Annotated in this window: 25 protein-coding genes and 4 tRNA genes; 14 read left to right on the top strand and 15 right to left on the bottom strand. The window is 66.0% G+C overall.

Going from position 1 to position 21,577, the window contains the following annotated elements; all coding sequences use genetic code 11:
* The first annotated feature begins 119 nt into the window (after nt 1-119).
* Nucleotides 120-506, top strand: a complete 387-nt coding sequence (locus H0523_RS00855) for a DUF4148 domain-containing protein (protein ID WP_054432978.1) — start codon at nt 120-122, stop codon at nt 504-506.
* 333 nt (nt 507-839) lie between these two features.
* Here the strand turns inward: H0523_RS00855 and dnaJ are convergent, their stop codons facing one another.
* From dnaJ to hrcA, 8 genes are all read right to left on the bottom strand, one after another.
* A complete protein-coding gene (gene dnaJ / locus H0523_RS00850) occupies nt 840-1,970 on the bottom strand; it encodes a molecular chaperone DnaJ (protein ID WP_054432976.1) in 1,131 nt (376 codons plus the stop codon).
* A 109-nt stretch (nt 1,971-2,079) separates the two neighbouring features.
* The gene (gene dnaK / locus H0523_RS00845) at nt 2,080-4,005 is read right to left on the bottom strand and encodes a molecular chaperone DnaK (RefSeq protein ID WP_006393220.1); all 1,926 of its coding nucleotides are present in this window, start codon (nt 4,003-4,005) and stop codon (nt 2,080-2,082) included.
* A gap of 81 nt (nt 4,006-4,086) precedes the next feature.
* Nucleotides 4,087-4,491 carry a thioredoxin family protein gene (locus H0523_RS00840; protein WP_054432974.1) on the bottom strand — a complete coding sequence of 135 codons (405 nt, stop codon included), beginning with the start codon at nt 4,489-4,491 and terminating at the stop codon, nt 4,087-4,089.
* A gap of 14 nt (nt 4,492-4,505) precedes the next feature.
* Complete coding sequence (grpE, locus tag H0523_RS00835; protein ID WP_054432973.1) at nt 4,506-5,063, bottom strand: nucleotide exchange factor GrpE; 558 nt, start codon at nt 5,061-5,063, stop codon at nt 4,506-4,508.
* 59 nt (nt 5,064-5,122) lie between these two features.
* Nucleotides 5,123-5,272 carry a hypothetical protein gene (locus H0523_RS00830; RefSeq protein ID WP_156333329.1) on the bottom strand — a complete coding sequence of 50 codons (150 nt, stop codon included), beginning with the start codon at nt 5,270-5,272 and terminating at the stop codon, nt 5,123-5,125.
* A gap of 10 nt (nt 5,273-5,282) precedes the next feature.
* The gene (locus H0523_RS00825; RefSeq protein ID WP_054432971.1) at nt 5,283-5,516 is read right to left on the bottom strand and encodes a hypothetical protein; all 234 of its coding nucleotides are present in this window, start codon (nt 5,514-5,516) and stop codon (nt 5,283-5,285) included.
* Between the two features lie 12 nt (nt 5,517-5,528).
* Nucleotides 5,529-6,620: a ferrochelatase gene (hemH, locus tag H0523_RS00820; protein ID WP_054432969.1), complete on the bottom strand. Its 1,092-nt coding sequence runs from the start codon at nt 6,618-6,620 to the stop codon at nt 5,529-5,531.
* A 45-nt stretch (nt 6,621-6,665) separates the two neighbouring features.
* Nucleotides 6,666-7,670 (bottom strand): heat-inducible transcriptional repressor HrcA, encoded by a 1,005-nt coding sequence (gene hrcA / locus H0523_RS00815; RefSeq protein WP_006393215.1) that lies wholly within the window; start codon nt 7,668-7,670, stop codon nt 6,666-6,668.
* Between the two features lie 130 nt (nt 7,671-7,800).
* Between hrcA and H0523_RS00810 the strand changes: the two genes are divergently transcribed.
* Both H0523_RS00810 and recN read left to right on the top strand, forming a co-directional pair.
* Complete coding sequence (locus tag H0523_RS00810) at nt 7,801-8,700, top strand: NAD kinase (RefSeq protein WP_054432966.1); 900 nt, start codon at nt 7,801-7,803, stop codon at nt 8,698-8,700.
* A gap of 13 nt (nt 8,701-8,713) precedes the next feature.
* Nucleotides 8,714-10,375: a DNA repair protein RecN gene (gene recN / locus H0523_RS00805; RefSeq protein WP_054432964.1), complete on the top strand. Its 1,662-nt coding sequence runs from the start codon at nt 8,714-8,716 to the stop codon at nt 10,373-10,375.
* A 222-nt stretch (nt 10,376-10,597) separates the two neighbouring features.
* On the opposite strand, the gene fur is transcribed toward recN, so the two are convergent.
* Nucleotides 10,598-11,017 carry a ferric iron uptake transcriptional regulator gene (gene fur, locus H0523_RS00800; protein WP_006223539.1) on the bottom strand — a complete coding sequence of 140 codons (420 nt, stop codon included), beginning with the start codon at nt 11,015-11,017 and terminating at the stop codon, nt 10,598-10,600.
* 156 nt (nt 11,018-11,173) lie between these two features.
* Here fur and H0523_RS00795 point away from each other — a divergent pair, with 156 nt between their 5' ends.
* Together H0523_RS00795 and dapB are read left to right on the top strand one after the other, a co-directional pair.
* Nucleotides 11,174-11,710, top strand: a complete 537-nt coding sequence (locus H0523_RS00795) for an outer membrane protein assembly factor BamE (RefSeq protein ID WP_054432962.1) — start codon at nt 11,174-11,176, stop codon at nt 11,708-11,710.
* 16 nt (nt 11,711-11,726) lie between these two features.
* Nucleotides 11,727-12,518, top strand: coding sequence for a 4-hydroxy-tetrahydrodipicolinate reductase (gene dapB, locus H0523_RS00790; protein WP_054432960.1), 792 nt, complete (start codon nt 11,727-11,729; stop codon nt 12,516-12,518).
* A gap of 59 nt (nt 12,519-12,577) precedes the next feature.
* On the opposite strand, the gene murB is transcribed toward dapB, so the two are convergent.
* Nucleotides 12,578-13,612 carry a UDP-N-acetylmuramate dehydrogenase gene (gene murB, locus H0523_RS00785; protein WP_054432959.1) on the bottom strand — a complete coding sequence of 345 codons (1,035 nt, stop codon included), beginning with the start codon at nt 13,610-13,612 and terminating at the stop codon, nt 12,578-12,580.
* A gap of 284 nt (nt 13,613-13,896) precedes the next feature.
* On the opposite strand from murB, the gene H0523_RS00780 reads away from it, so the two are divergent.
* Together H0523_RS00780 and H0523_RS00775 are read left to right on the top strand one after the other, a co-directional pair.
* A tRNA-Gly gene (locus H0523_RS00780) sits at nt 13,897-13,972 on the top strand.
* A 115-nt stretch (nt 13,973-14,087) separates the two neighbouring features.
* Nucleotides 14,088-14,420 carry an immunity protein Imm33 domain-containing protein gene (locus tag H0523_RS00775; protein ID WP_054432957.1) on the top strand — a complete coding sequence of 111 codons (333 nt, stop codon included), beginning with the start codon at nt 14,088-14,090 and terminating at the stop codon, nt 14,418-14,420.
* Here H0523_RS00775 and H0523_RS00770 read toward each other — a convergent pair.
* A complete protein-coding gene (locus tag H0523_RS00770; protein ID WP_054432956.1) occupies nt 14,417-15,097 on the bottom strand; it encodes an FMN-dependent NADH-azoreductase in 681 nt (226 codons plus the stop codon). The genes H0523_RS00775 and H0523_RS00770 overlap by 4 nt on opposite strands.
* Nucleotides 15,094-15,540 (bottom strand): GNAT family N-acetyltransferase, encoded by a 447-nt coding sequence (locus tag H0523_RS00765; RefSeq protein WP_054432954.1) that lies wholly within the window; start codon nt 15,538-15,540, stop codon nt 15,094-15,096. The genes H0523_RS00770 and H0523_RS00765 overlap by 4 nt, the downstream gene beginning before the upstream one ends.
* 110 nt (nt 15,541-15,650) lie before the next feature.
* Between H0523_RS00765 and pdxR the strand changes: the two genes are divergently transcribed.
* On the top strand, nt 15,651-17,066 hold the full coding sequence (gene pdxR, locus H0523_RS00760; RefSeq protein WP_054432952.1) for a MocR-like pyridoxine biosynthesis transcription factor PdxR: 1,416 nt from the start codon (nt 15,651-15,653) through the stop codon (nt 17,064-17,066).
* 54 nt (nt 17,067-17,120) lie between these two features.
* On the opposite strand, the gene H0523_RS00755 is transcribed toward pdxR, so the two are convergent.
* Complete coding sequence (locus tag H0523_RS00755; RefSeq protein WP_054432950.1) at nt 17,121-17,600, bottom strand: carboxymuconolactone decarboxylase family protein; 480 nt, start codon at nt 17,598-17,600, stop codon at nt 17,121-17,123.
* Nucleotides 17,601-17,831: 231 nt separating this feature from the next.
* On the opposite strand from H0523_RS00755, the gene H0523_RS00750 reads away from it, so the two are divergent.
* From H0523_RS00750 to H0523_RS00730, 5 genes are all read left to right on the top strand, one after another.
* Nucleotides 17,832-17,907: transfer RNA gene (locus H0523_RS00750), tRNA-Gly, on the top strand.
* A gap of 382 nt (nt 17,908-18,289) precedes the next feature.
* Nucleotides 18,290-18,365, top strand: a tRNA-Gly gene (locus H0523_RS00745).
* A 54-nt stretch (nt 18,366-18,419) separates the two neighbouring features.
* Nucleotides 18,420-18,493: transfer RNA gene (locus H0523_RS00740), tRNA-Cys, on the top strand.
* A 92-nt stretch (nt 18,494-18,585) separates the two neighbouring features.
* Nucleotides 18,586-18,924: a hypothetical protein gene (locus tag H0523_RS00735; RefSeq protein WP_054433088.1), complete on the top strand. Its 339-nt coding sequence runs from the start codon at nt 18,586-18,588 to the stop codon at nt 18,922-18,924.
* Between the two features lie 2 nt (nt 18,925-18,926).
* A complete protein-coding gene (locus H0523_RS00730; RefSeq protein WP_054432948.1) occupies nt 18,927-19,517 on the top strand; it encodes a DUF2946 family protein in 591 nt (196 codons plus the stop codon).
* A 47-nt stretch (nt 19,518-19,564) separates the two neighbouring features.
* Here the strand turns inward: H0523_RS00730 and H0523_RS00725 are convergent, their stop codons facing one another.
* Nucleotides 19,565-20,017, bottom strand: coding sequence for a nuclear transport factor 2 family protein (locus H0523_RS00725; protein ID WP_156333330.1), 453 nt, complete (start codon nt 20,015-20,017; stop codon nt 19,565-19,567).
* A 97-nt stretch (nt 20,018-20,114) separates the two neighbouring features.
* A complete protein-coding gene (locus H0523_RS00720) occupies nt 20,115-20,516 on the bottom strand; it encodes a DoxX family protein (RefSeq protein ID WP_054433086.1) in 402 nt (133 codons plus the stop codon).
* A 123-nt stretch (nt 20,517-20,639) separates the two neighbouring features.
* Here H0523_RS00720 and H0523_RS00715 point away from each other — a divergent pair, with 123 nt between their 5' ends.
* Complete coding sequence (locus H0523_RS00715; protein ID WP_054432946.1) at nt 20,640-21,572, top strand: LysR family transcriptional regulator; 933 nt, start codon at nt 20,640-20,642, stop codon at nt 21,570-21,572.
* Nucleotides 21,573-21,577: the final 5 nt, after the last annotated feature.

Below are 21,577 nucleotides of genomic sequence, written 5' to 3'. Positions count from 1 at the left end.
AGATATCAGGGTTTATCCCAAGTGGGATGCCGCGCACAATTCAGTCATCGGGAACAAACAACGAACCACGACGGAGGGCCGCCGGATTCGGCCCCGTTTAAAACGAATTGGAGGTCATTATGAAAACCCTGACAACTACCCTGCTGATTTCCCTAGCCCTGGTGGGCGCTGGCGCCCAGGCCGCCGGCGTCGAGCAAGCCAAGTCGAGCGCCCAGGTGGCGACCGAACTGCAACAAGCCAAGATCAGCGGCCAATACACCTTTGGCGAGCTGGACTACCCGCCCGCCCTGCCCCAGGCCGCCAGCCTGAGCGCGCAGGAAGTGCAGGCCCAGCTGCAACAAGCCAAGACCAGCGGCGAGTACACCTTCGGTGAACTGCAATACCCGCCCGTCAAGGCGGCGGCCAGCGTCAAGACGCGCGCCGAAGTCCAGCAGGAACTCGCCCAGGCCAAGGCCAGCGGCCAATACACGTTCGGCGAACTCGAATATCCGCCGATCACCCGGTGAGCTGCTTGCTGTAGCCCGGCCGGCCCCGGGCGGCATCATGGTTCGGGGTCGGTTTTTTCAGGCCACAGCGGCGGAGCAGTAGCAGTGCGAAGTAGCAGTACCTGTAGTTGCAGTAAGAAGTCTGTTTTGGAAGATGCAGCACCTGTAGTTAGCAGTACGAAGTCTGAAGCAAGAAGTTGCAGTACCTGCAGTAAAACCGCGGCGCAAGCCGCGGTTTTTTTTGCCCTGACCATTATTCGGCCATTGCCCGACCAATGAAATCGGCCCAGGCTCCGGACGCTTCCGGAGCCTGGGCCGAGAACCGCCGGTACGGCGGGATTCAGCTCAGCCGATTCAGCTGAAGAACTCCTTGACGCGATCGGTCCAGGACTTGCTTTGCGGCGAGTGGCGGTCGCCCCCGTCGTTCAGCGAGGCCTCGAACTGGCGCAGGATGTTCTTCTGGTCGTCGCTCAGACGCACCGGCGTCTCGACCACCACGTGGCAGTACAGGTCGCCCGGATAGCTGCCGCGCACGCCGCGGATACCCTTGCCGCGCAGGCGGAAGGTCTTGCCGGACTGCGTGCCTTCGGGAATCGAGATCTCGGCCTTGCCGCCCAGCGTCGGCACCTGCAGTTCGCCGCCCAGCGCCGCCGTGGTGAACGGGATGGTCAGTTCGCAGTGCAGGTCGTCGCCGTCGCGCTGGAAGATCTTGTGCTGCTTGATGTGGATTTCCACATACAGGTCGCCCGGCGGGCCGCCATTGATGCCGGGCTCGCCATTGCCGCTGGAGCGGATGCGCATGCCGTCGTCGATGCCGGCCGGAATCTTGACCTGCAGGGTCTTGTTGCGGCGGATGCGGCCGACGCCATCGCAGGCCGTGCACGGATCGGTGATCTCCTTGCCGTTGCCATGGCAGGTCGGGCAGGTCTGCTGCACGCTGAAGAAACCCTGCTGCATGCGCACCGCGCCGGAGCCGCCGCAGGTGCGGCAGGTCTTGGGCGAGGTGCCGGGCTTGGCGCCGGAACCGTGGCAGGTGTCGCAGTTTTCCCAGCTGGGCACGCGGATCTCGGTGTCGAAGCCGGCCGCGGCCTGCTCCAGCGTGATCTCCAGCGCGTACTTCAAGTCGGCGCCGCGATAGACCTGCGGACCGCCGCCGCGGCGGCCACCGCCGCCACCGCCGAAGATCTCGCCGAAGATGTCGCCAAAGGCGTCGGCGAACCCGCCGCCCATGCCGCCACCGCCCATGCCGGCGGCGTTGGGGTCAACGCCCGCATGGCCGTAGCGGTCGTACGCGGCGCGCTTCTGTTCATCGCCCAGGACCTCGTAGGCTTCCTTGGCTTCCTTGAACTTCTCTTCGGCTTCCTTGCTGTCCGGATTGCGGTCCGGATGGTACTTCATGGCCAGCTTTCGATAGGCCTTCTTGAGTTCGTCGTCCGAGGCGTTTTTCGCCACGCCCAGGACTTCGTAATAGTCGCGTTTTGCCATGATCGGTGGGCTCGGGGGAGAGCCTTCTTTTCAGTGCTACAGAATGAGTTCGCCCGGTAGGCGGATTTCTCCGGCTACCGGGCGGCAGAGGCAGGTCAGCGCCCGGCCATTATTGGTCGCGCTTGACTTCCTTGAAGTCGGCGTCGACGACATTGTCGTCCACCGGCTTCGCGTTGTCGGCGGCCTGCTGCTGGCCGGCGGCTTGCTGCGCCTGCATGTCGGCGTACATCTTTTCGCCGAGCTTCTGCGAGGCGGTCGACAGGGCTTCGACCTTGGCGTCGATGGCGGCCTTGTCGCCGTCCTTCAACGTTTCTTCCAGCGCCTTGATGGCCGCCTCGATGCCTTCCTTCTCGGACGCCTCGAGCTTGTCGCCGTATTCGGTCAGCGACTTGCGGGTGGCGTGCACCAGGGCATCGGCCTGGTTGCGCGACTGGGCCAGTTCGGCGACGCGGTGATCTTCCTCGGCGTTGGCCTCGGCATCCTTGACCATGCGCTGGATCTCGTCTTCCGACAGACCCGAGTTGGCCTTGATGGTGATCTTGTTTTCCTTGCCGGTGCCCTTGTCCTTGGCCGACACGTGCAGGATGCCGTTGGCGTCGATGTCGAACGTGACTTCGATCTGCGGCATGCCACGCGGCGACGGCGGGATCCCTTCGAGGTTGAACTCGCCCAGGGCCTTGTTGCCCGCGGCGATTTCACGCTCGCCCTGGAACACCTTGATCGTCACGGCCGGCTGGTTGTCGTCGGCGGTCGAGAAGGTCTGCGAGAAGCGGGTCGGGATGGTCGTGTTCTTCTGGATCATCTTGGTCATCACGCCGCCCAGGGTTTCAATACCCAGGGACAGGGGGGTGACGTCCAGCAGCAGCACGTCCTTGCGGTCGCCCGACAGCACGGAACCCTGGATGGCGGCGCCAGCGGCGACGGCTTCGTCGGGGTTCACGTCCTTGCGCGGATCCTTGCCGAAGAATTCCTTCACCTTTTCCTGGACCTTGGGCATGCGGGTCATGCCGCCGACCAGGATCACGTCGTCGATGTCGGAAACCTTCACGCCGGCGTCCTTGATGGCCACGCGGCAGGGCTCGATGGTGCGTTCGATCAGTTCCTCGACCAGCGCTTCCAGCTTGGCGCGCGTGATCTTCAGGTTCAGGTGCTTCGGACCCGAGGCATCGGCCGTGATGTACGGCAGGTTGATCTCGGTCTGCTGCGCCGACGACAGTTCGATCTTGGCCTTTTCAGCGGCTTCCTTCAGGCGCTGCAGGGCCAGCACGTCCTTGGACAGATCGACGCCTTGTTCCTTCTTGAACTCGGAGATGATGTAGTCGATGATGCGCTGGTCGAAGTCTTCGCCGCCCAGGAAGGTGTCGCCGTTGGTCGACAGCACTTCGAACTGCTTTTCGCCATCGACGTCGGCGATTTCGATGATCGACACGTCGAACGTGCCGCCGCCCAGGTCATACACGGCGATCTTGCGGTCGCCCTTTTCGGTCTTGTCCAGGCCGAAGGCCAGCGCGGCCGCGGTCGGCTCGTTGATGATGCGCTTGACTTCCAGGCCGGCGATGCGGCCGGCGTCCTTGGTGGCCTGGCGCTGGCTGTCGTTGAAGTACGCCGGCACCGTGATGACGGCCTCGGTCACTTCCTCGCCCAGGTAGTCCTCGGCGGTCTTCTTCATCTTGCGCAGCACGTCGGCCGACACTTGGGGAGGCGCCATCTTCTTGCCGCGCACTTCCACCCAGGCGTCGCCGTTGTCGGCCTTGACGATGGCATAGGGCATCAGGTTGATGTCCTTCTGCACCGCCTTTTCCTCGAACTTGCGGCCGATCAGGCGCTTCACCGCGTACAGCGTGTTGCGCGGGTTGGTCACGGCCTGGCGCTTGGCGGGCGCGCCAACCAGCGTTTCGCCGTCGTCCATGTAGGCGACGATCGACGGGGTGGTGCGGGCGCCTTCGGCGTTTTCGATGATCTTGACCTGACCGCCGTCCATGACAGCCACGCAGCTGTTGGTCGTGCCCAGGTCGATGCCAATAATTTTGCTCATGGTCGGGTTACCTTGGATAAATCTGTGAAATTGGAGAGAAATTTCCTGTCCCCACATAACTGGGGCTGCCCGCAGGGTTTTTCAAGACGCCTGGCTGGAATTTTCCGCCGGCGTTTCCTGCAGGCGCCGGATCGCCGCCGTGAACTGGGGCAATCCGGGCCAACCGGTAATGCGGCCGAGCCGTTTTCCGGCCCGGTAAAGCACAAAAGTGGGGACACCATGCAGGGAAAAGCGGCGGCCCAGCGGCTCGTCGGCATACACATCCGCCTCGAACCAGCTCAGCCCCAGGCCCAGCAGGGTTTCCTGGTGCAGCAGCGCCGCCTGCTTGAAGAGATTGCAGTTATAGCAATCCTGGCCCCACAGGAACACGCAGCGCAGGTCCGATCCCGGCGCCTGGACCACGGCGGCGTCGAATCCCGCGGTATCGACATGACGCATGCCGAACACCGCGAAGACCTGGGCCGGGTCGAACCTGGGATCGGTCATGGCGCGCGGTCCGTTCAGCCTTGGCCGGCGGACACCACCACCAGGGCCGGACGCAGGGTGCGGTCGGCGATGGCGTAACCTTTCTGCAGCACCTGCACCACCGTGTTGGCGGGCTGGTCGGTCGGGATCGACGAAATCGCCTGATGCTGGTGCGGATCGAACTTGTCGCCCTGGACCGGCGCGATTTCCTTGAGCATGTTGCGCTCGAAGGCGGCCGCCAGCTGCTTGAGCGTGACTTCGACGCCTTCGCGCAGCGTGTCCACGGTCTGGTCGGCCTGGGCCAGCGCGGCCTCGAGGCTGTCCTTGACCGGCACCAGGCTCTCCGCGAACGACTCGATGCCGAACTTGCGTGCCTTGGACACTTCTTCCTGGGCACGGCGGCGCACGTTCTCGGCCTCGGCGCGAATGCGCAGAAGCTGGTCATGCTGCTCATTGACGGTAGCCTGGGCCGCGTCCAGCTGGGCGCGCAACTCGTTCAGCTCGGCCTGCGCGGCGTCCTGGGCGGCGGGGGCCGCATCGGCATCATTGCCGAATCCGGGCGTCTGATCTACAGGCTCGTTGGGTGCCGTCATGGGGAATCCTCCAAAAAGAATGGCTTTCGCAGACATGAATGGGGGCCAATACCCCTATTTCAAGCCCGGGAAAGCAAATATTCCCCGCCGCGCACCGCTGCCGCGGCAATGGGCGGCAATACTGAAAAATCCGGCAAAACCCACTGAAAACTCAGCATCAGCGGCAAAAAACCGCCCAGAATCCGGATTTCCGACGCAGCCGGCGCCATCAGGAACCGATCATTTCTTGTGCGGCTGCGCCGGGGCGGCGGCGTCACTGGCGGGAAAGCTCTCTTTCAGGGCGCGGTCGACGCGCGGATCGTCGTCGGGTTCCGGGTTGATCGCGATGGGATCGCTGGCGGGGAAGGTCTCGGCCAGCGCCTCGTCCAGCTCGTGCTCGACCTGATCCTCGTCCACCGGGGTGCTGACGTTCCCCTTTTTCACAATCTTGCCCGTCTTGGGATCATGGTGCATGCGCCCTCTCCTTCAAGTCCGTGAATGTGTGGGCCATCCCTGCAAGTGCCGTTCCGTCAGGGTGGCCAACCCCGCGATCCAGGCCGGATCGTCATTGAGCGCCGGGATGTAACGGAACTGCTTGCCGCCGGCGCCGAGAAAGGCGTCGCGGCACTCCAGGCTGATCTCTTCCAGGGTTTCCAGACAGTCTGCCACAAATCCCGGACACACCACATCCACCTCGGTGACACCCGAGGCGGCCAGCGCCTTGAGGGTCGGTTCAGTGTAGGGCTCGAGCCAGCGGGCGGTGCCGAAGCGGCTCTGGAAGGTCACCTCGATCTGCTCGCGCGGCAGCGACAGGCGCTGCGACAGCAACCGCGCGGTTTCCATGCAGTCGCGGTAGTACGGATCGCCCAGCTCGATGGAATAGCGCGGCAGGCCGTGGAAGCTCATGACCAGCTTCTGCGGCTTGCCATGCTCGCGCCAGTACGCCTCGATGCGGGCGGCCAGCGGATCGAGATAGATGGGATCCTCATGGAACCGCTTGATGAAGCGCATTTCCGGCTGGTCGCGCAGCCGGCCGGCGTGGCGCGTGACGGCGTCGACCACGGTGGCCGAGGTGCTGGCGGCATATTGCGGATACAGCGGCACGGTCAGGATGCGTTCGCAGCCCTGCGCCCGCAGCCGCGAGATGGCGTCGGGAATCGACGGGTTGCCGTAGCGCATGCCCAGTTCCACCACCGCCTCGACGCCGGCCGCGGTCAACGCGGCCTGCACGCCTTCGGCCTGGCGGCGGCTGTAGACCATCAGCGGCGAGCCGTCCTTGAGCCAGACGCCGGCGTAGCGCGGCTCCAGCTTCTTGGGCCGCATCGTCAGCACCAGGCCGTGCAGGATCGGCTTCCACAGATAGCGCGGAATCTCGATCACGCGCGGGTCCGACAGGAATTCGCCCAGGTACTTGCGGATGTCCTTCTTGCCCGGGGTGTCGGGCGTGCCCAGGTTCACCAGCAGCACGCCGACCTTGCCCGGCGCGCGCGGCGGCGGGTCTTCATTGAAAGGGTCGTCCTGCTCCGTTTCGGGCAGGTAGCGTTCAGGCCAGAGATACTTGAACAGGCGAAGAAACACAAAAACTCCCCTTCCTCCGCAAGGAGGATGTCGGTTCGAATGGAACTACTGGTTGTGGCTGAGGGCGTTGGACAGCAGACGCGCCGTGATGTCCACGATGGGAATCACGCGTTCGTAGGCCATGCGGGTCGGACCGATCACGCCGAGCGTGCCGACCACCTTGCCATCCACGCCATAGGGCGCGGTGATCACCGAGACTTCTTCCATCGGCACCAGCTGCGAATCGCCGCCGATGTAGATCTGCACGCCTTGCGCGCGGCTCGACACATCGAGCAGCTGCAGCAGGTCGGTCTTCTTCTCGAACAGCGAGAACATCTTGCGCAGGCGATCCATGTCGGACGCGATGTCAGTGACGTCGAGCAGCTTGCGCTCGCCCGAGATGACCACGGCGTCGCCGTCCTCGGCCGCTTCGGCGCTGGCCTCGACCGCCGCCTGCATCAGCCGCGAGATGTCTTCGCGCAACTGGGCCAGCTCGGTGGACAGCGTGCGCCGCACCGCGTCGAAGGACTTGCCGGCGAAATGGATGTTGAAGAAGTTGCCGGCCTCCAGCAGCTCGGCCTCGGCGTAGTCGCGCTGCACGAACAGGATGCGGTTCTGCACGTCGCCGTCGGGGGTGACGATGATCAGCAGCACGCGCTTGTCGGACAGGCGGATGAATTCGATCTGGCGGAACACCTGGGCGCGCTTGGGCGTCAGCACCACGCCGGCGAACTGCGTCAGGTTCGACAGCAGCGCCGCCGCGGCATTGACCGCGCGGGTGGGTTCGGCCGCCGCCAGCATGTCGCCCATGTTGTGGGGCTCGAGCTGGTAGGACTGCACCGCCAGCAGCGAATCGACGAACATGCGGTAGCCGCGCGGCGTCGGAATGCGCCCCGCGGAGGTGTGCGGACTGTGGATCAGGCCCAGCTCTTCCAGGTCCGCCATGACGTTGCGGATGGTGGCGGGCGACAGGTCGAAGACCTTCGATAGCGTCCGCGAGCCGACTGGTTGCCCATCGGCGATGTAGCGTTCGATCAACGCTTTCAGTAATGCGCGTGCGCGGTCATCCATAGCGGGTATTTTAGGGAATCTTTTCCAATTAAGGCGATTTTTGTCCCGCAAGCCAATATGCGGCCCCATATAATCGGCTAACGGGCCCGATTCCGGACCCATTTCGCTTTTTCTGATTCGCCTCGCCACCATGCACTTTCCTACCGTCGCGCTGATCGGCAGATACCAGGACGCCGGCCTGGCCACTCCGCTAAGGGCGCTCGCGCACGCGCTCACGCAGGCCGGGCGGCAGGTGCTCGTCGACGCCGACACGGCCCGCAATACCGGGCTCACGGAATACCCGGTCGCCACCTACGAGCAGATCGGCCAGGACGCGTCGCTGGCGGTGGTCATGGGCGGCGACGGCACGGTGCTGGGCGCGGCGCGCCATCTGGCGCCGTTCGGCGTGCCGCTGGTCGGCATCAACCACGGCCATCTCGGCTTCATCACCGACATCCCGGTGCAGGACGCGCACGACGCGCTGGCGCGCGTGCTCGAAGGCAACTTCCAGATCGAGGAACGCATGCTGCTGGAAGGCAGCGTCTGGCGCGGCGACCAGCAGATGTACGCGGCCTCGGCGCTCAACGACGTGGTGCTGAACCGCGCCGGGCGCGGCGGCATGATCGAAGTGCGCGTCGAGCTCGACGGCGCCTTCATGTACACGCAGCGCGCCGACGGCCTGATCATCGCCACGCCCACCGGCTCGACCGCCTATGCGCTGTCGGCCAACGGCCCCATCCTGCACCCCGGCATGAACGCCATGGTGCTGGTGCCGGTGGCGCCGCAGACTTTGTCGAACCGCCCCATCGTGATCCCCGACAGCGGCGTGCTCAACATGACGCTCACCGCCATGGGCCGGGTCGAGGTCGGCGCCAGCGTGCACTTCGACATGCAGACCTGGTCCGACCTGCAGCCCGGCGACCGCATCGTCGTGCAGCGCGCGCCCTACACCATCCGTTTCGTGCATCCGGAAGGCTACAGCTTCTTTTCCACCCTGCGCCGCAAGCTGCACTGGAACCTGATGCCGCAAGCCACCGACAACGTAGAGTAGTAAGCGCCCCGACATGCTGCGCACCCTGCACATCCGCGACTTCGTCATCGTCGAGCAGACCGAGATCCATTTCGGTCCCGGCTTCACCGTCTTCTCCGGCGAGACCGGCGCGGGCAAATCCATTCTCATCGACGCGCTGGCGCTGGCGCTGGGCGAACGCGGCGACGTCAGCGTCCTGCGCGAAGGCGCCGCGCGCGCCGACATCACCGCCGTCTTCGACACGCCGCCGGCGCTGAACGCCTGGCTGGCCGAACGCGAGATCGACGCCGACGAGGAACTGTCGCTGCGCCGCGTGATCGACGCGCAGGGCCGCAGCCGCGCCTACATCAACGGCACGCCCGCCACGGTCGCGCAACTGCGCGAACTGGGCGACAGCCTGGTCGACATCCACGGCCAGCACGCGCACCAGAGCCTGATGCGGCCCGAGGCCCAGCGCGACCTGCTGGATGCGCACGGCGGCCACGGCGACCTGCGCCAGGCCGTCGGCCAGGCCTGGAAGCAATGGCGCGCGCTGGCGCGCCAGCTCGAATCCGCCGAAAAGGATGCCGCCGGCCTGGCCACCGAACGCGAACGGCTGCAATGGCAGGTCGACGAACTCGACCGCCTGGGCCTGGCGCCGGACGAATGGGAATCGCTGCAGGCCGAACACACGCGCCTGTCGCACTCGCAATCGCTGCTGGACGGCGCCACGCAGATCCTCGATGCGCTCGACGGCGAGGGCGATTCGGCCCACCATCGGCTGACCTCGGCCAATCACCGCATCCAGCAGATGCTGCGGCACGACACCGGCCTGCAGGGCATCTACGACGAACTCGAGTCGGCCCGCATCGCCATTAGCGAAGCCGTGTCCGACCTGAACAACTACGTCAGCCGCGTCGATCTCGATCCACGCCGCCTGGCCGACCTCGAAGCTCGCCTGAGCGCCGTGTTCGAGACTGCGCGCAAGTTCCGCACCGAACCCGACGGGCTGTGCGCGCTGCGCGACAGCCTGCACGCCGAACTCTCCGCATTGCAGGCCGCCGCCGACATCGACGCGCTGCGGGCCCAGGCGCAGGCGGCGCAGGCGCAGTACGACGCCGCCGCCGCCAAGCTCACCACGGCGCGCCGCAAGATCGCCAAGGACCTCGGCAAGCAGGTCACCCAGGCGATGCAGACGCTGGCCATGCAGGGCGGCAAGTTCGAACCCACGCTGGCTGCGGCCGCGCCGTCGGCGCATGGTAACGAGCAGGTCGAATTCCTGGTGGCCGGCCACGCCGGCACCACGCCGCGGCCGCTGGCCAAGATCGCTTCCGGCGGCGAACTGTCGCGCATCTCGCTGGCGCTGTCGGTCATCGCCAGCCGCGCCGCGCGCGTGCCCACGCTGATCTTCGACGAAGTCGACAGCGGCGTCGGCGGCGCGGTGGCCGAAGCGGTCGGCAAGCTGCTGCGCGAACTGGGCGAACGTCACCAGGTGCTGTGTGTCACCCACCTGCCGCAGGTCGCGGCCTGCGGCAACAACCAATTCCTGGTCAGCAAGACCGAATCGCGCGGCACCACCCGCTCGCGCATCGAGGAACTGGACGACGGCGCCCGGGTCGAGGAAATCGCCCGCATGCTGGGCGGCATCAAGCTCACCGCCACCACCCGCGAACACGCCCGCGAAATGCTGGCCGGCATCGGCCGCGCGCCGGCCTGAGCCGGTTGCCGTCCAGGCCTCAGCCCCGCAGCCTCGCCGCCCGCAGGCCGGTTTTCGGTCGTCCGAATCCAGGGGCTGCCCCCGCGCCGGCAGCCCATATCCCGCCAGCCTGTCGCCCCGATTCAGTCCGGGAATAAAAAAAGCCCCTTCTTGAAGAAGGGGCTTTTGCTTTCACTGAACCACGGCGAGCGCGGCCGTGGTCAGGGTCGAACGCGGAAAAGCTCAGCGGCCTTTCAGGCAGCTGCCGCAGATGCCGTACAGCACCATGGCGTGGCTTTCCAGCGCGAAGCCGTTGTCCTTGGCGATCTTCTGCTGGCGCTTTTCGATGTCCGGGTCCGAGAATTCGACCACTTTGCCGCAGTTCGTGCAGATCAGGTGATCGTGGTGATCGCCGTCATTGAGCTCGAACACGGCCTTGCCGCTGTCGAACTGGCTGCGGGCAAGGATGCCGGCCTGTTCGAACTGGGTCAGCACGCGATAGACGGTGGCCAGGCCGATTTCGACGTTTTCGCCGATCAGGGCCCGGTAGACGTCTTCGGCGCTGAGGTGGCGCTGGTCAGACTTACGGAAGATATCAAGAATTTTCAGGCGCGGGAAAGTCGCCTTCAAACCCATGTTTTTCAGTTCGCTTTGGTCGCTCATGGTGTAATCGCTCTCCGTCCGCGTTGGCATGGGCAAGGATACCGGGTAACCGCGAGCCGGCTTCCCAGAATTCCTGCCGCCCCGCAGAACTATCCTTATGAAACCTTTATGATAACGGTTTTGTCTGCTTCCAAATAATAGGGGCGCGTAGTGTCCATGATTGCACGAATTCCTTCCCGCTCGCTCAAGACCGGATTGGCCATCGCCGCCCTGGCCGTCGCCCTTGCCGGCTGCACGGGGGACAAGTGGGGCTTCCCCTATAAGGCCGGCGTCCAGCAAGGCAACTGGATCACCCAGGAGCAGGTCGCGCTGCTGCAACCGGGCATGACGCGCGAACAGGTGCGCTTCGCCCTCGGCAGCCCCACCCTGACCAGCGTGCTGCACGCCAACCGCTGGGATTACCCCTACTACTACAAGCCCGGCTACGGCGACGCCCAGGAACGCAAGTTCACGGTCTGGTTCGAGAACGACCGGCTGACCCGCTGGGAAGGCGACAAGCAGCCCGACCTGCAGCCCTACCAGCTGAACACCCCCAGCGCCACCGCCGACGAAAAGGCCGACAAGCGCCTGAGCGAGGACGAGGCCCGGATCAAGCAGGAAGAAGAGCAGAAGAAGCGCGACGCCGCCGCGCCCGCCAACCCCATCACCCAGTACCCTGGCCAGCCCGGCAACGCGCCCGAGCCGCTGCGCTAACCCAAGGATTTTCTTCATGCGTATTGCTATCGCCGGCGCCAGCGGCCGTATGGGCCAGATGCTGATCGACGCCGTCCTGAAGGCCGACGGCCTGCAACTGGCGGTCGCGCTCGACCGCCAGGGTTCGCCCTCGCTGGGCCAGGACGCGGGCGCGCCGCTGGGCCAGCAGACCGGCGTCGCCATCACCGACGACCTGGCCGCGCTGGCCAACGCCGACTGCCTGATCGATTTCACCCGCCCCGAAGGCACGCTGGAACACCTGCAGGCCTGCGCCAAGCTGGGCGTGAAGGCCGTCATCGGCACCACCGGCTTTGACGACAACGGCCGCGCCGCCATCGAAGTGGCCGCGCAGAAAACCGCCATCGTGTTCGCGCCCAACATGAGCGTGGGCGTGAACGCCACGCTCAAGCTGCTGGACATGGCCGCCCGCATCCTGAATTCGGGCTATGACGTCGAAGTGTTCGAAGCGCATCACCGCAACAAGGTCGACGCGCCCTCGGGCACCGCGCTCAAGATGGGCGAGACCATCGCCTCGGCCTGGGACGTCGCGCTGCCCGACGTGGCCACCTGGAGCCGCCACGGCGACACCGGCGTGCGCAAGCCCGGCACCATCGGCTTCTCGGTACTGCGCGGCGGCGATATCGTCGGCGATCACACCGTGTCGTTCTGCGGCATCGGCGAACGCATCGAGATCACCCACCGCTCGGCCAGCCGCGCCACCTATGCCGAAGGCGCATTGCGCGCCGCGCGCTTCCTGGAAGGCAAGCGCAACGGCCTGTACGACATGCAGGCGGTGCTGGGTCTCTGATCCCGCCGCGCCAACAAAAAAAGGACCCGCGAGGGTCCTTTTTTTCGTGGCGCGTCCGCTCACACCACCACGGGTTCCGGCTCCAGCGCCACGCCGTAGCGTTCGGCGACCGCGCCCTGGATCGCGCGCGCCAGCGCCAGGATGTCGGCGGCGGTGGCGCCGCCGCGGTTCACCAGCACCAGCGCCTGCCGGTCATGCACCCCGGCCGCCCCGAGGGCGCGCCCCTTCCAGCCGCACTGGTCGATCAGCCAGCCAGCCGCCAGCTTGTAGCCGCCGTCCGGCTGTGGATACGACACCAGGCCGGGATAACGGGCGGCAAGCGCTTCGCGCTGCGCGGCCGATACGATGGGGTTCTTGAAAAAGCTGCCGGCGTTGCCGGTGACCGCCGGGTCCGGCAGCTTGGCGCGCCGGATCTCGCAGACCGCCTCGAAGATGGCGCGCGCCGACGGCTCGCCCGCCAGCCCGGGATGACGCTGCAGATCCGGATACGACAGCACCGGCCGCCACGGCCGCGGCAAGCGCAAGCGCACCGCCACGATCACCCAGCGGCCGGGCGGCTGATGCTTGAAGACGCTGTCGCGATAAGCAAAGCGGCAATCGGCCGCGCTCATCTCGACATACCTGCCGGCCAGCACGTCCCAGGCGGTCAGGCTGTCGAAGCGATCGGCCAGCTCGACGCCGTAGGCGCCGATGTTCTGCACCGGCGCCGCGCCGACCGTGCCCGGGATCAACGCCAGGTTTTCCAGGCCGTCCCAGCCCTGCTTCACGCATTCGGCGACGAAGCCATGCCAGGTCTCGCCGGCGGCCGCTTCGACCAGCCACGCATCGGCCTCGGCCCGCAACAGGCGCACGCCGCGCAGCGCCACGCGCGCCACCAGGCCCGGCACGGTCTCGGGCAGCACCACATTGCTGCCGCCGCCCAGCACCAGCAGCCGGTCGTGCCGCGCGGCCAGGGCCGACAGCGCCGGCAGTTGGGCCACATCGTCGAGCGTGACGCAGGCCTGGGCCGTGGACGCCAGGCCCAGGGTGTTCAAGGCGGAAAGGTCCCGCGCCTCGGGGGTCAGGACAGGCGCGGTGGCAGAGGAATTTGACATGGATACTACCGGGTGTGCTATATTTTCTGTCTTCGCTCATATTACTTGATTGAGCTTGGCAGCCAGGCGGCACTCAGTGCAACCTTGGCCACGCGAAGTTCAGCGCGATCCGCCTGCCCCGGCAATCTGCCAGCGGCAAGCACGATTGAAAAAAATCATGTAGAATGCGCGCCTTCTGATCGATAACCAAGTTGATCAGGCAACCGCGAAAGTGGTTGGCAATAAGAAATGGTTTGCACTGGCACTGCGTGGAGTTTTCACCAAGCCAGAAATTGCGGACCCATGCGGGAGTAGCTCAGTTGGTAGAGCGCAACCTTGCCAAGGTTGAGGTCGCGAGTTCGAGACTCGTCTCCCGCTCCAGATTTTATGGGCAGTGTCTTCACACTGCGCATGTTGCAAGAAAGGGCCTGCGGGCCCTTTTTTCATTTCCGCGGCGACAATCACACATTCGCGACAACAACCGGAAATGGCCTGCATGACGACACCCCCGCGAACGGCTGCACAGGACGAGATCTGCGCCCGATACGGCATGCAGGGCATGGCGCCGGAAGAGATGGTCGCGGTCGCCCTGCATACCCTTGGCGCCACGCCGATTTACGGCACGCGCATCGCGTTGCCGCGCGACGGCACCGTCAGCTGGTTCATCCACGGCGGCGAATACTCGGACGCCGACGACTTCTACCAGCCCCTTCACACCGCGCATCTGGCGACGCTGCTGCCGCGGGTCGTCGATTACCTGCGCCTGCCGCCAGGCGCGAAGTTCATCATCGACGACCAGGGCTACGAAGACGTGTGGATGGACGCCTAGGGCCTATCTGTGCTGAAAAGGGAGCCCCCGCGCGGCGCCTGAACGGCAACCTCGGCCAGGGTGTCGGCCGCATCCGCGAAGTACGCCGCGATTTCCGCCTGAGTCCGCAGCCGTGCCGCCTCCAGCGCCTGTCCCCCCATCGCGGTGCCTTCCACCGAAAAGAACGTCAGGCGCTTCAGGCCGATGGTGGCCAGCGCCACTTTCAGATAGGGCGTCAGGAAATCCGGCTGGCGCGCCTCGCCCCCGGAGAACAGGCCGCCCGACGACACCGCCACGAACACCGGCTTGTCGGCCAGCACCCCGATCTTGCCTTCGCGCGTCACGGTGAACGTGCTGCGCACCCGCACCACGTGATCGATCCACACCTTCAAGGCCGAAGGCACGGTGTAGTTGTGCATCGGCGTGGCGATGACGACGTAATCGGCGTCGGCCAGCGATTGGATCAAGCGGTCGGACTGATGCAACGATCCGGCGGGATCGCCGTCCGGATCGGAGGGCGATCCCAGCGCCCACGCGTATTCGGCATCCACATGCGGCAGCCGGTTGGCGTCGATCTCGACGAGGTCGCGGCCACGCGCGGCATCCGCCCGCGCCAGGCCATCGACGACGAACTGCGACAGCCGGTGGCTTTCCGATTCCGCGCCGCGCGGGCTGCAAGTCAAACGCAGGACGCTCATGCCGCTTGCTCCCCCAGCACCTTGCTGAAACGCATCGCCCCGGTTAGCAATCCCTGACGGAAGTAGAAGCGCTGCGCCAGCGCATTGGCCAGCCCGGTGTCCAGCACCAGCTTGGCGCAGCCGGCCTCGCGCGCCATGCGTTCGAGCGCCTGCAGCAGGGCGGCGCCATGACGCGCGCCACGGCTGCGCTCGGTGACGACCAGGTCGTCGACATAGAGGAAGCGGCCATAGATCAGGTTTTCCTGGAAGCGGTAGCCGGCCAGCGCGACGGGCGCGTCGTCCTCCCACACCGCCAGCAGGGCGTAATGCTCGTCGCGCATGCGCGCGACGCGGTCGGCGAAATCGCGCTCGTCGGCCAGGTGCGGGCGCAACTCGCGCATGACCGGAAAGCAGGCGCGCAGCGCCTCGGCGGATTCGATAGGGCGGATGTCCTGTTGACTCATGAGGATCCTGTCTTGAAAGAAACCACCCGCCGCCAGGGCGGGCACAACCATGATGCTAAGGAAGCCATGCCATAATTTGAAGAACCATAAATTGACCTTTCGACTAGGCCATGACGCCCTCTTCCCTTGCCAGCCTGCCGCCCGCCGCTTCCGGCGACGAACCGCTGTACCGGCAGGTCTACGAGCGCTTCCGCGGCGCGATCGCCCAGGGCACGCTCAAGCCGGGCGACCGCATCCCGTCGGCGCGCGCGCTGGCCAAGGACCTGGGCGTGGCGCGCGGCACCATCGAGATGGCCTATTCGCTGCTGCACGCCGAAGGCTATGTGCAGCCGCGCGGCCAGGCCGGCACCGTGGTCACCCCCGGCCTGCAGGCGCAGGCCGCGCCCCGGCCGCTGCCGCCGCCCGCCAAGGCGGACCCCGACATCTGGCGCCAGCCGCCGACGCTGCTGCCGTTCCAGATGGGCCTGCCGGCGCTGGACGCCTTTCCGCGCAAGATCTGGGCGCGGCTCGGCGCCCGCCACCTGCGCGCCACGCAGGCGGCCGACCTGTCCTACCCGCCCGCCGACGGCCTGCCCGCGCTGCGCACCGCGATCGCCGCGCACCTGCAGGTCGCGCGCGGCATCCACTGCTCGCCGGCGCAAGTGTTCATCACGTCCGGCTATCGCGAGAGCCTGAACCTGGTGATCCAGGCGCTGCTGCAGCCCGGCGACGAGGTCTGGGTGGAAGACCCCGGCTACCCGCCGACGCGTGAGCTGTTGAAGCACTCGGGCCTGACGCTCGCGCCGGTGGAAGTCGATGCCGAAGGCATCATGGTGGCGCAGGGCATCGCGCAGGCGCCGCAGGCGAGCGCCGCGGTCGTCACGCCCGCGCACCAAAGCCCGCTGAGCGTGACGCTGTCGCTGACGCGCCGTCAGGCGCTGCTGGAGTGGGCCGAGCGCAATCAGCGCTGGATCGTGGAAGACGACTACGACGGCGAGTACCGCTACGTCAGCCGGCCGCTGCCGGCCCTGAAGAGCCTGGACCGCCAGGGCCGCGTGCTCTATGCGGGCACCTTCAGCAAGGTCATGTTTCCCGGCATCCGCCTGGCCTACCTGGTGGTGCCCGAGGCCCAGGTGCGGCGCTTCGAGGATGTGAACCGGGTGCTGGGCAACGGCATTCCGGGCCTGACCCAGGCGCTGGTCAGCGCCTTCATGCTGGAGGGCCACTTCGCCCGCCACATCCAGCGCATGCGGCGGCTCTATTCGGAGCGCCGCAACGCCACGGCCGCGGGACTGGCCAAGGTGTTCGGCCCCGCCATGCCGATCAATCCGCAACCGGGCGGCATGCATCTGCTGGTGCGGATGCAGGGCCACCAGACGGACCGCCCGCTGGCGCAACGCATGGTCGAGCACGGCATCTATGCGCACGCCCTGTCGCGCTGGACGACCGCCGCCCCATGCGGCGCCGGACTCTTGATGAGCTTCACCAACATCGAGTCCCAGGAGCGCGCCGAGCAGCTCGGGCGCCGCATCCTGGAACTTATGTAGCGACCCGCGTCTTGCCCATGGGCAAGACGACGCCGCCGTCCGCCTCAATCCCGCTTACTTCAACCCGGCCTTGTCCAGGCCGAACGCGGCGTCGGCGGAGCCCGGCTCGGTGCGGAAGGCGACGTTCAGGCGGTTCCAGCCGTTGATGCCCACCACCAGGAAGGTGAGGTCCGAGATTTCGGCTTCGGACAACTGGCCGCGGACCTGTTCGTACACCGCGTCGGACACGCCATGCGGGTGCAGCGTGGTCAACGCCTCGGTCCATTCCAGCGCGGCGCGCTCGCGCGGGCTGAACAGGGTGGACTCACGCCAGATGGCGATGTGGTGCAGCCGCAGCTCGCGCTCGCCGCCGATCTTGGCCTGCTTGATGTGCATGTCCAGGCAGAAGCCGCAGCCATTGATCTGCGAGGCGCGGATAGTCACGAGGTCATTGAATTCCCGGATCACGGCCGTCTTTTTCAGCGCGGTGCTGAAGTCGAGGTAGTGCTTGGACAGTTCGGCGGAAACCTGGAAGTAATTCAAACGCTGGGTCATGTCACGGATACCTTTGTGGGAGCGATTGCGGACGACATCGCCGCATGCCCACATAGTGCCGCCAGCGGCCGCGGCGAAAAAGCGCCAAGAATCACCATTTGGCCTGGGCCATGCTGCTTGGGCCATGCTGCTTGGGCCATGCGGTCTGGGCCATGCGGCCTGGGCACGTCCGCTTGCCCCGGCCGAAAATTACGGTATACTCTCGCCTCTTCGCAGTACAGCAGTATCCGCGCGGGAGTAGCTCAGTTGGTAGAGCGCAACCTTGCCAAGGTTGAGGTCGCGAGTTCGAGACTCGTCTCCCGCTCCAGCAGATGCGCCGTTTCATGAACGTCGCCGCATTGGTGGAACAGCCGCCGGATTTGCTGATTGAATCGGATCGCCAGGCTTCATCGGCACCGCTTTCCCCCTCGACGGATTCCTGTCGCTCCCCCCTCCCCCCGTATTGCCTTGTTGTTCGCGTCGATTCCGCATCGTCAGCGCTCAGCCATCCCGCGTTCCGCACGCCTGCGCAACGTTGCGGCGCCGCTCACGAGGCGCCGCGGGCGCGCGACATCATCCGGCAACTTTTTTTGCCGGACGCCCGGCGAGCCCGCACAAGTCCTAAAAACTGTGTATAATCGCTGTCTTTGGTGGACACGGCCTCTTTCAAAAGCAGCCGACAAAACAGGTTCATCAAACGCAGTGCCCCCGCGGGAGTAGCTCAGTTGGTAGAGCGCAACCTTGCCAAGGTTGAGGTCGCGAGTTCGAGACTCGTCTCCCGCTCCAAATACAAAAAGGAAGCACCGGCCTATACCGAGCTTCCTTTTTTCTTGCAGTACTGGCGCAATGGCAGAGTGGTTATGCAGCGGATTGCAAATCCGTGTACGTCGGTTCGATTCCGGCTTGCGCCTCCAGTATTTCTCCCCCTGCATCTCGTTACCCATCCCTACGCCCAGTCAATCGTTTGATTGCTAAGGTGACGCCGTTTTCATTTGACGACGATCCCATGCACAGCAATCAAAAATCGCGACGCGCCCGCCCCACCCTGCTGGCCTTGTCCGCCGCCACGCTGATGACGCTGGCGCCGCTGGCCGCCGAGGCCGATTCCGACCGCCATCACCGCCATGGCCATGGCCATGGTCATGGCCGCGGCGAGTATAAAGAGAAGTACTGGGACGGCGCCTGTGAAGTCGAGCGCAAGTGGAAACGCAACGGCGACTACCGCGAAAAGCGCAAGTGCCGCGACGACTACCGCTACGGTTACGCGCCCCAGCCCGTGCTGGTGCCGGCCATGCCCGCGCCCGCCATCATCATCAACCCGCCCCCCATCATCATCCGCCCCTGACCATGGATCCCTCGGTGAAAGACGCCATCGCCCGCTGGCCCGACGTGCCCGCGGTGTTCGGCTGGCTGTCGCTGGATCCGCGCGGCCGCTGGCGCCTGCATCCGCAAGGACAGGCCGCCGCGGGCGGGCCGGGCGAGTCCATCACCAATCCCCAGATCCAGGGCTTCATCGACCGCAATTACGAACACGACGAGGCCGGTCGCTGGTTCTTCCAGAACGGGCCGCAGCGCGTCTTCCTGCGGCTCGATGCCGCGCCGTACGTGCTGCGTCTCGATGACGCCGGCCGCGCCCTGCTCACGCACACCGGCCAACCGGTGGGCGCGGTCAGCGGCTGGTGGCTGGATGACGCCGGACAGTTGTACGCCATGGCATCGCAGGGCCCCGGCGTGGTGCTGGATCGCGACCTGCCGCCCCTGATGGAACGGCTCGTCACGGACGACGGCGCCGCCCTGCTGGACGTCATCGATCGCCTGGCGCCCTCGCAATCGCTGCGCATCGCGCTGCCGGGCGTCTACGACGCGGCGCCGCTGCGCCTGATCGACCGCGCCCAGGTGCCGGACAGCCTGGGTTTCCAGGCCAACCCCACCGCCTGATCCGGCGCGTTCGCGCAAGACGGCGCGCCGGCGGCAAGCCGCCCGCTTCAGAACATGCCGTTGCTGTTGGCGGATTGCTCGGGAATCGGCTGCACCGCGTCCCAGTGCTCGACGATCTTGCCCTGCTCCAGCCGGAAGATGTCGATGATGGCGTTGCCGCGCGACCCCGGTTCGCGCACCGCGTGCACATGCAGGATCACATAATCGCCATCGGTGAAGACGCGCTTGATCTCGCTTTTCGACTGCGGGTATTTGTCGCGCAGGAAGGCGACGAACTTGCGGAATCCCTCGGGTCCATCAGCCGCGTTTGGATTGTGCTGGATGTAGCGGTCGCCCAGGTACTTCACGGCGGCGTCCGCGTCTTTCTGGTTCAGGCCCTTTTCATAGAAGGCCAGCACGGCCGCCTTATTGGCGGCCTCTTGTTCGGTCGAGGCCTGGACGGCGGGCGACAGGGCGACGGCAAACAGGACTGCGCCGAGGACACGCGTGATGAACGACATGGAATCTCCAGAAAAGCCAAGGCGGCCGGCCCATTCTAGGTGCCGGCCGCCTTGCGGGCGATGCCCAATCCAGTAGACAGTTTGATGCGCGAGCCGATCAGCCGCGGCCGCTCTTGAGCAGCGCGAACTTGCCGTCGCCCAGCAGCGCCAGGACCGCGGCGGCCACCGACAGGAACACCGGATACTCCCAGCCGCCGTTGGGGTTGCTGAAGCCCCAGCCGTTGCCGAAGTGCACGGTGGAGGCAACGAACAGCTGCACCGCGGCGATCACGGCGATCCAGCGCGGCCACACGCCCAGGATCAGCAGCACGCCGGCGCCGATCTCGAAGAAGGTCACCGGATACGCCAGCCAGCCGGCAAAGCCGATCTTGGCGAAGAACTGCGCGGTGCCCGGCAGGGTGAACACCAGCAGCTTGGTCAGGCCATGGGCCAGGAACATCACGCCCAGCGCGATGCGAAGCAGGAGCGCGGCATAGGGCGCGGTACGGGTATCGATCATTGCATTCTCCGTGAGCGAATCGCCCAGGACGGGAAGATTCTTCATGGCCGCTATTCTTGCGATTCCAAAAACAAAGATAAACATGCAAAATCGCAACTTATTGTTCCCCGTTAGGTAACAATCATGGACACCCATACCGCCATGCAGACCTATGCCCGGGTGGTCGAACTGGGCTCGTTCGCGGCTGCCGCGGACAAGATGGGCCAGGCCCGTTCCGTGGTCACGCGCCAGATCGCGCACCTGGAAGAGAAGTACGGCGTGCGGCTGCTGAACCGCACGACCCGCAAGCTCAGCATGACCGACGCCGGCCGCGCCTTCTACGAGCGGGTGCGGCCGATCCTGGCCGAAGTGGCCGACCTGGAACTGTCGCTGCAGGCCGAGGGCCAGGCGCCCAGCGGACGCCTGCGCGTCAGTGCGCCGGTGTCGTTCGGCATCCTGCACCTGGGGCCGGCCATCGCCGAATACCTGCTGCGCTATCCCGACGTCATCATCGACCTGGACCTGAACGACCGCGTGGTCGACCTGGTCGAGGACGGCTACGACGTCGCGGTGCGCATCGGCCCGCTGCAGGACTCGTCGCTGGTGGCGCGGCCGCTGGCGCCGCAGCAGTTGCTGGTGTGCGCCGCGCCCGCCTACCTGGCGCGCCATGGCGTGCCGCAAACGCCCGACGACCTGAAGCAGCACCGCTGCCTGCATTACGCCTACGCCAGCACCGGCAACGAATGGCATTTCGAGAAGGACGGCGTCACCCACCTGGTGCGGGTCAACGCCGCCCTGCGCGCCAACAATGGCGACGTGCTGCGCACCGCCGCGCTGGCCGGACACGGCGTGATCCTGCAGCCGGAATTCCTGGTGGGCGAGGACGTGCGCGCCGGCCGCCTGACCGCCCTGCTGCAGGACTACGCCCACACGCCGATTTCCATGTACGCCGCCTATCCGCACCGGCGCTTCCTCTCGCCCAAGGTGCGTTCCTTCGTCGAACACCTGGAAGAACGCTTCGGCAGCCGCGCGCCGATGGCGCCCGCGCGACGCGCCAGCCGTCGCCGCAGCCGTTAGAATCG

Source organism: Achromobacter insuavis, assembly GCF_902859645.1.
Taxonomy (GTDB): Bacteria; Pseudomonadota; Gammaproteobacteria; order Burkholderiales; family Burkholderiaceae_B; genus Achromobacter; species Achromobacter insuavis.
The sequence above is the reverse complement of the archived record's forward strand: the minus strand, read 5'-3'. Positions and strand labels throughout refer to the sequence as shown.

What these genes read in the sequence shown, in the direction of transcription:
- H0523_RS00765 (WP_054432954.1), bottom strand. Translation starts at nt 15,540, where the DNA reads ATGAGTCAACAGGACATCCGCCCTATCGAATCCGCCGAGGCGCTGCGC.
- H0523_RS00795 (WP_054432962.1), top strand. Translation starts at nt 11,174, where the DNA reads ATGATTGCACGAATTCCTTCCCGCTCGCTCAAGACCGGATTGGCCATC.
- H0523_RS00830 (WP_156333329.1), bottom strand. Translation starts at nt 5,272, where the DNA reads ATGGCGCCGGCTGCGTCGGAAATCCGGATTCTGGGCGGTTTTTTGCCG.
- fur (WP_006223539.1), bottom strand. Translation starts at nt 11,017, where the DNA reads ATGAGCGACCAAAGCGAACTGAAAAACATGGGTTTGAAGGCGACTTTC.
- dapB (WP_054432960.1), top strand. Translation starts at nt 11,727, where the DNA reads ATGCGTATTGCTATCGCCGGCGCCAGCGGCCGTATGGGCCAGATGCTG.
- H0523_RS00775 (WP_054432957.1), top strand. Translation starts at nt 14,088, where the DNA reads ATGACGACACCCCCGCGAACGGCTGCACAGGACGAGATCTGCGCCCGA.
- dnaK (WP_006393220.1), bottom strand. Translation starts at nt 4,005, where the DNA reads ATGAGCAAAATTATTGGCATCGACCTGGGCACGACCAACAGCTGCGTG.
- H0523_RS00825 (WP_054432971.1), bottom strand. Translation starts at nt 5,516, where the DNA reads ATGCACCATGATCCCAAGACGGGCAAGATTGTGAAAAAGGGGAACGTC.
- H0523_RS00715 (WP_054432946.1), top strand. Translation starts at nt 20,640, where the DNA reads ATGGACACCCATACCGCCATGCAGACCTATGCCCGGGTGGTCGAACTG.
- murB (WP_054432959.1), bottom strand. Translation starts at nt 13,612, where the DNA reads ATGTCAAATTCCTCTGCCACCGCGCCTGTCCTGACCCCCGAGGCGCGG.
- pdxR (WP_054432952.1), top strand. Translation starts at nt 15,651, where the DNA reads ATGACGCCCTCTTCCCTTGCCAGCCTGCCGCCCGCCGCTTCCGGCGAC.
- H0523_RS00730 (WP_054432948.1), top strand. Translation starts at nt 18,927, where the DNA reads ATGGATCCCTCGGTGAAAGACGCCATCGCCCGCTGGCCCGACGTGCCC.
- H0523_RS00720 (WP_054433086.1), bottom strand. Translation starts at nt 20,516, where the DNA reads ATGATCGATACCCGTACCGCGCCCTATGCCGCGCTCCTGCTTCGCATC.
- H0523_RS00810 (WP_054432966.1), top strand. Translation starts at nt 7,801, where the DNA reads ATGCACTTTCCTACCGTCGCGCTGATCGGCAGATACCAGGACGCCGGC.
- hrcA (WP_006393215.1), bottom strand. Translation starts at nt 7,670, where the DNA reads ATGGATGACCGCGCACGCGCATTACTGAAAGCGTTGATCGAACGCTAC.
- dnaJ (WP_054432976.1), bottom strand. Translation starts at nt 1,970, where the DNA reads ATGGCAAAACGCGACTATTACGAAGTCCTGGGCGTGGCGAAAAACGCC.
- H0523_RS00840 (WP_054432974.1), bottom strand. Translation starts at nt 4,491, where the DNA reads ATGACCGATCCCAGGTTCGACCCGGCCCAGGTCTTCGCGGTGTTCGGC.
- H0523_RS00770 (WP_054432956.1), bottom strand. Translation starts at nt 15,097, where the DNA reads ATGAGCGTCCTGCGTTTGACTTGCAGCCCGCGCGGCGCGGAATCGGAA.
- recN (WP_054432964.1), top strand. Translation starts at nt 8,714, where the DNA reads ATGCTGCGCACCCTGCACATCCGCGACTTCGTCATCGTCGAGCAGACC.
- H0523_RS00725 (WP_156333330.1), bottom strand. Translation starts at nt 20,017, where the DNA reads ATGTCGTTCATCACGCGTGTCCTCGGCGCAGTCCTGTTTGCCGTCGCC.
- grpE (WP_054432973.1), bottom strand. Translation starts at nt 5,063, where the DNA reads ATGACGGCACCCAACGAGCCTGTAGATCAGACGCCCGGATTCGGCAAT.
- H0523_RS00755 (WP_054432950.1), bottom strand. Translation starts at nt 17,600, where the DNA reads ATGACCCAGCGTTTGAATTACTTCCAGGTTTCCGCCGAACTGTCCAAG.
- H0523_RS00735 (WP_054433088.1), top strand. Translation starts at nt 18,586, where the DNA reads ATGCACAGCAATCAAAAATCGCGACGCGCCCGCCCCACCCTGCTGGCC.
- H0523_RS00855 (WP_054432978.1), top strand. Translation starts at nt 120, where the DNA reads ATGAAAACCCTGACAACTACCCTGCTGATTTCCCTAGCCCTGGTGGGC.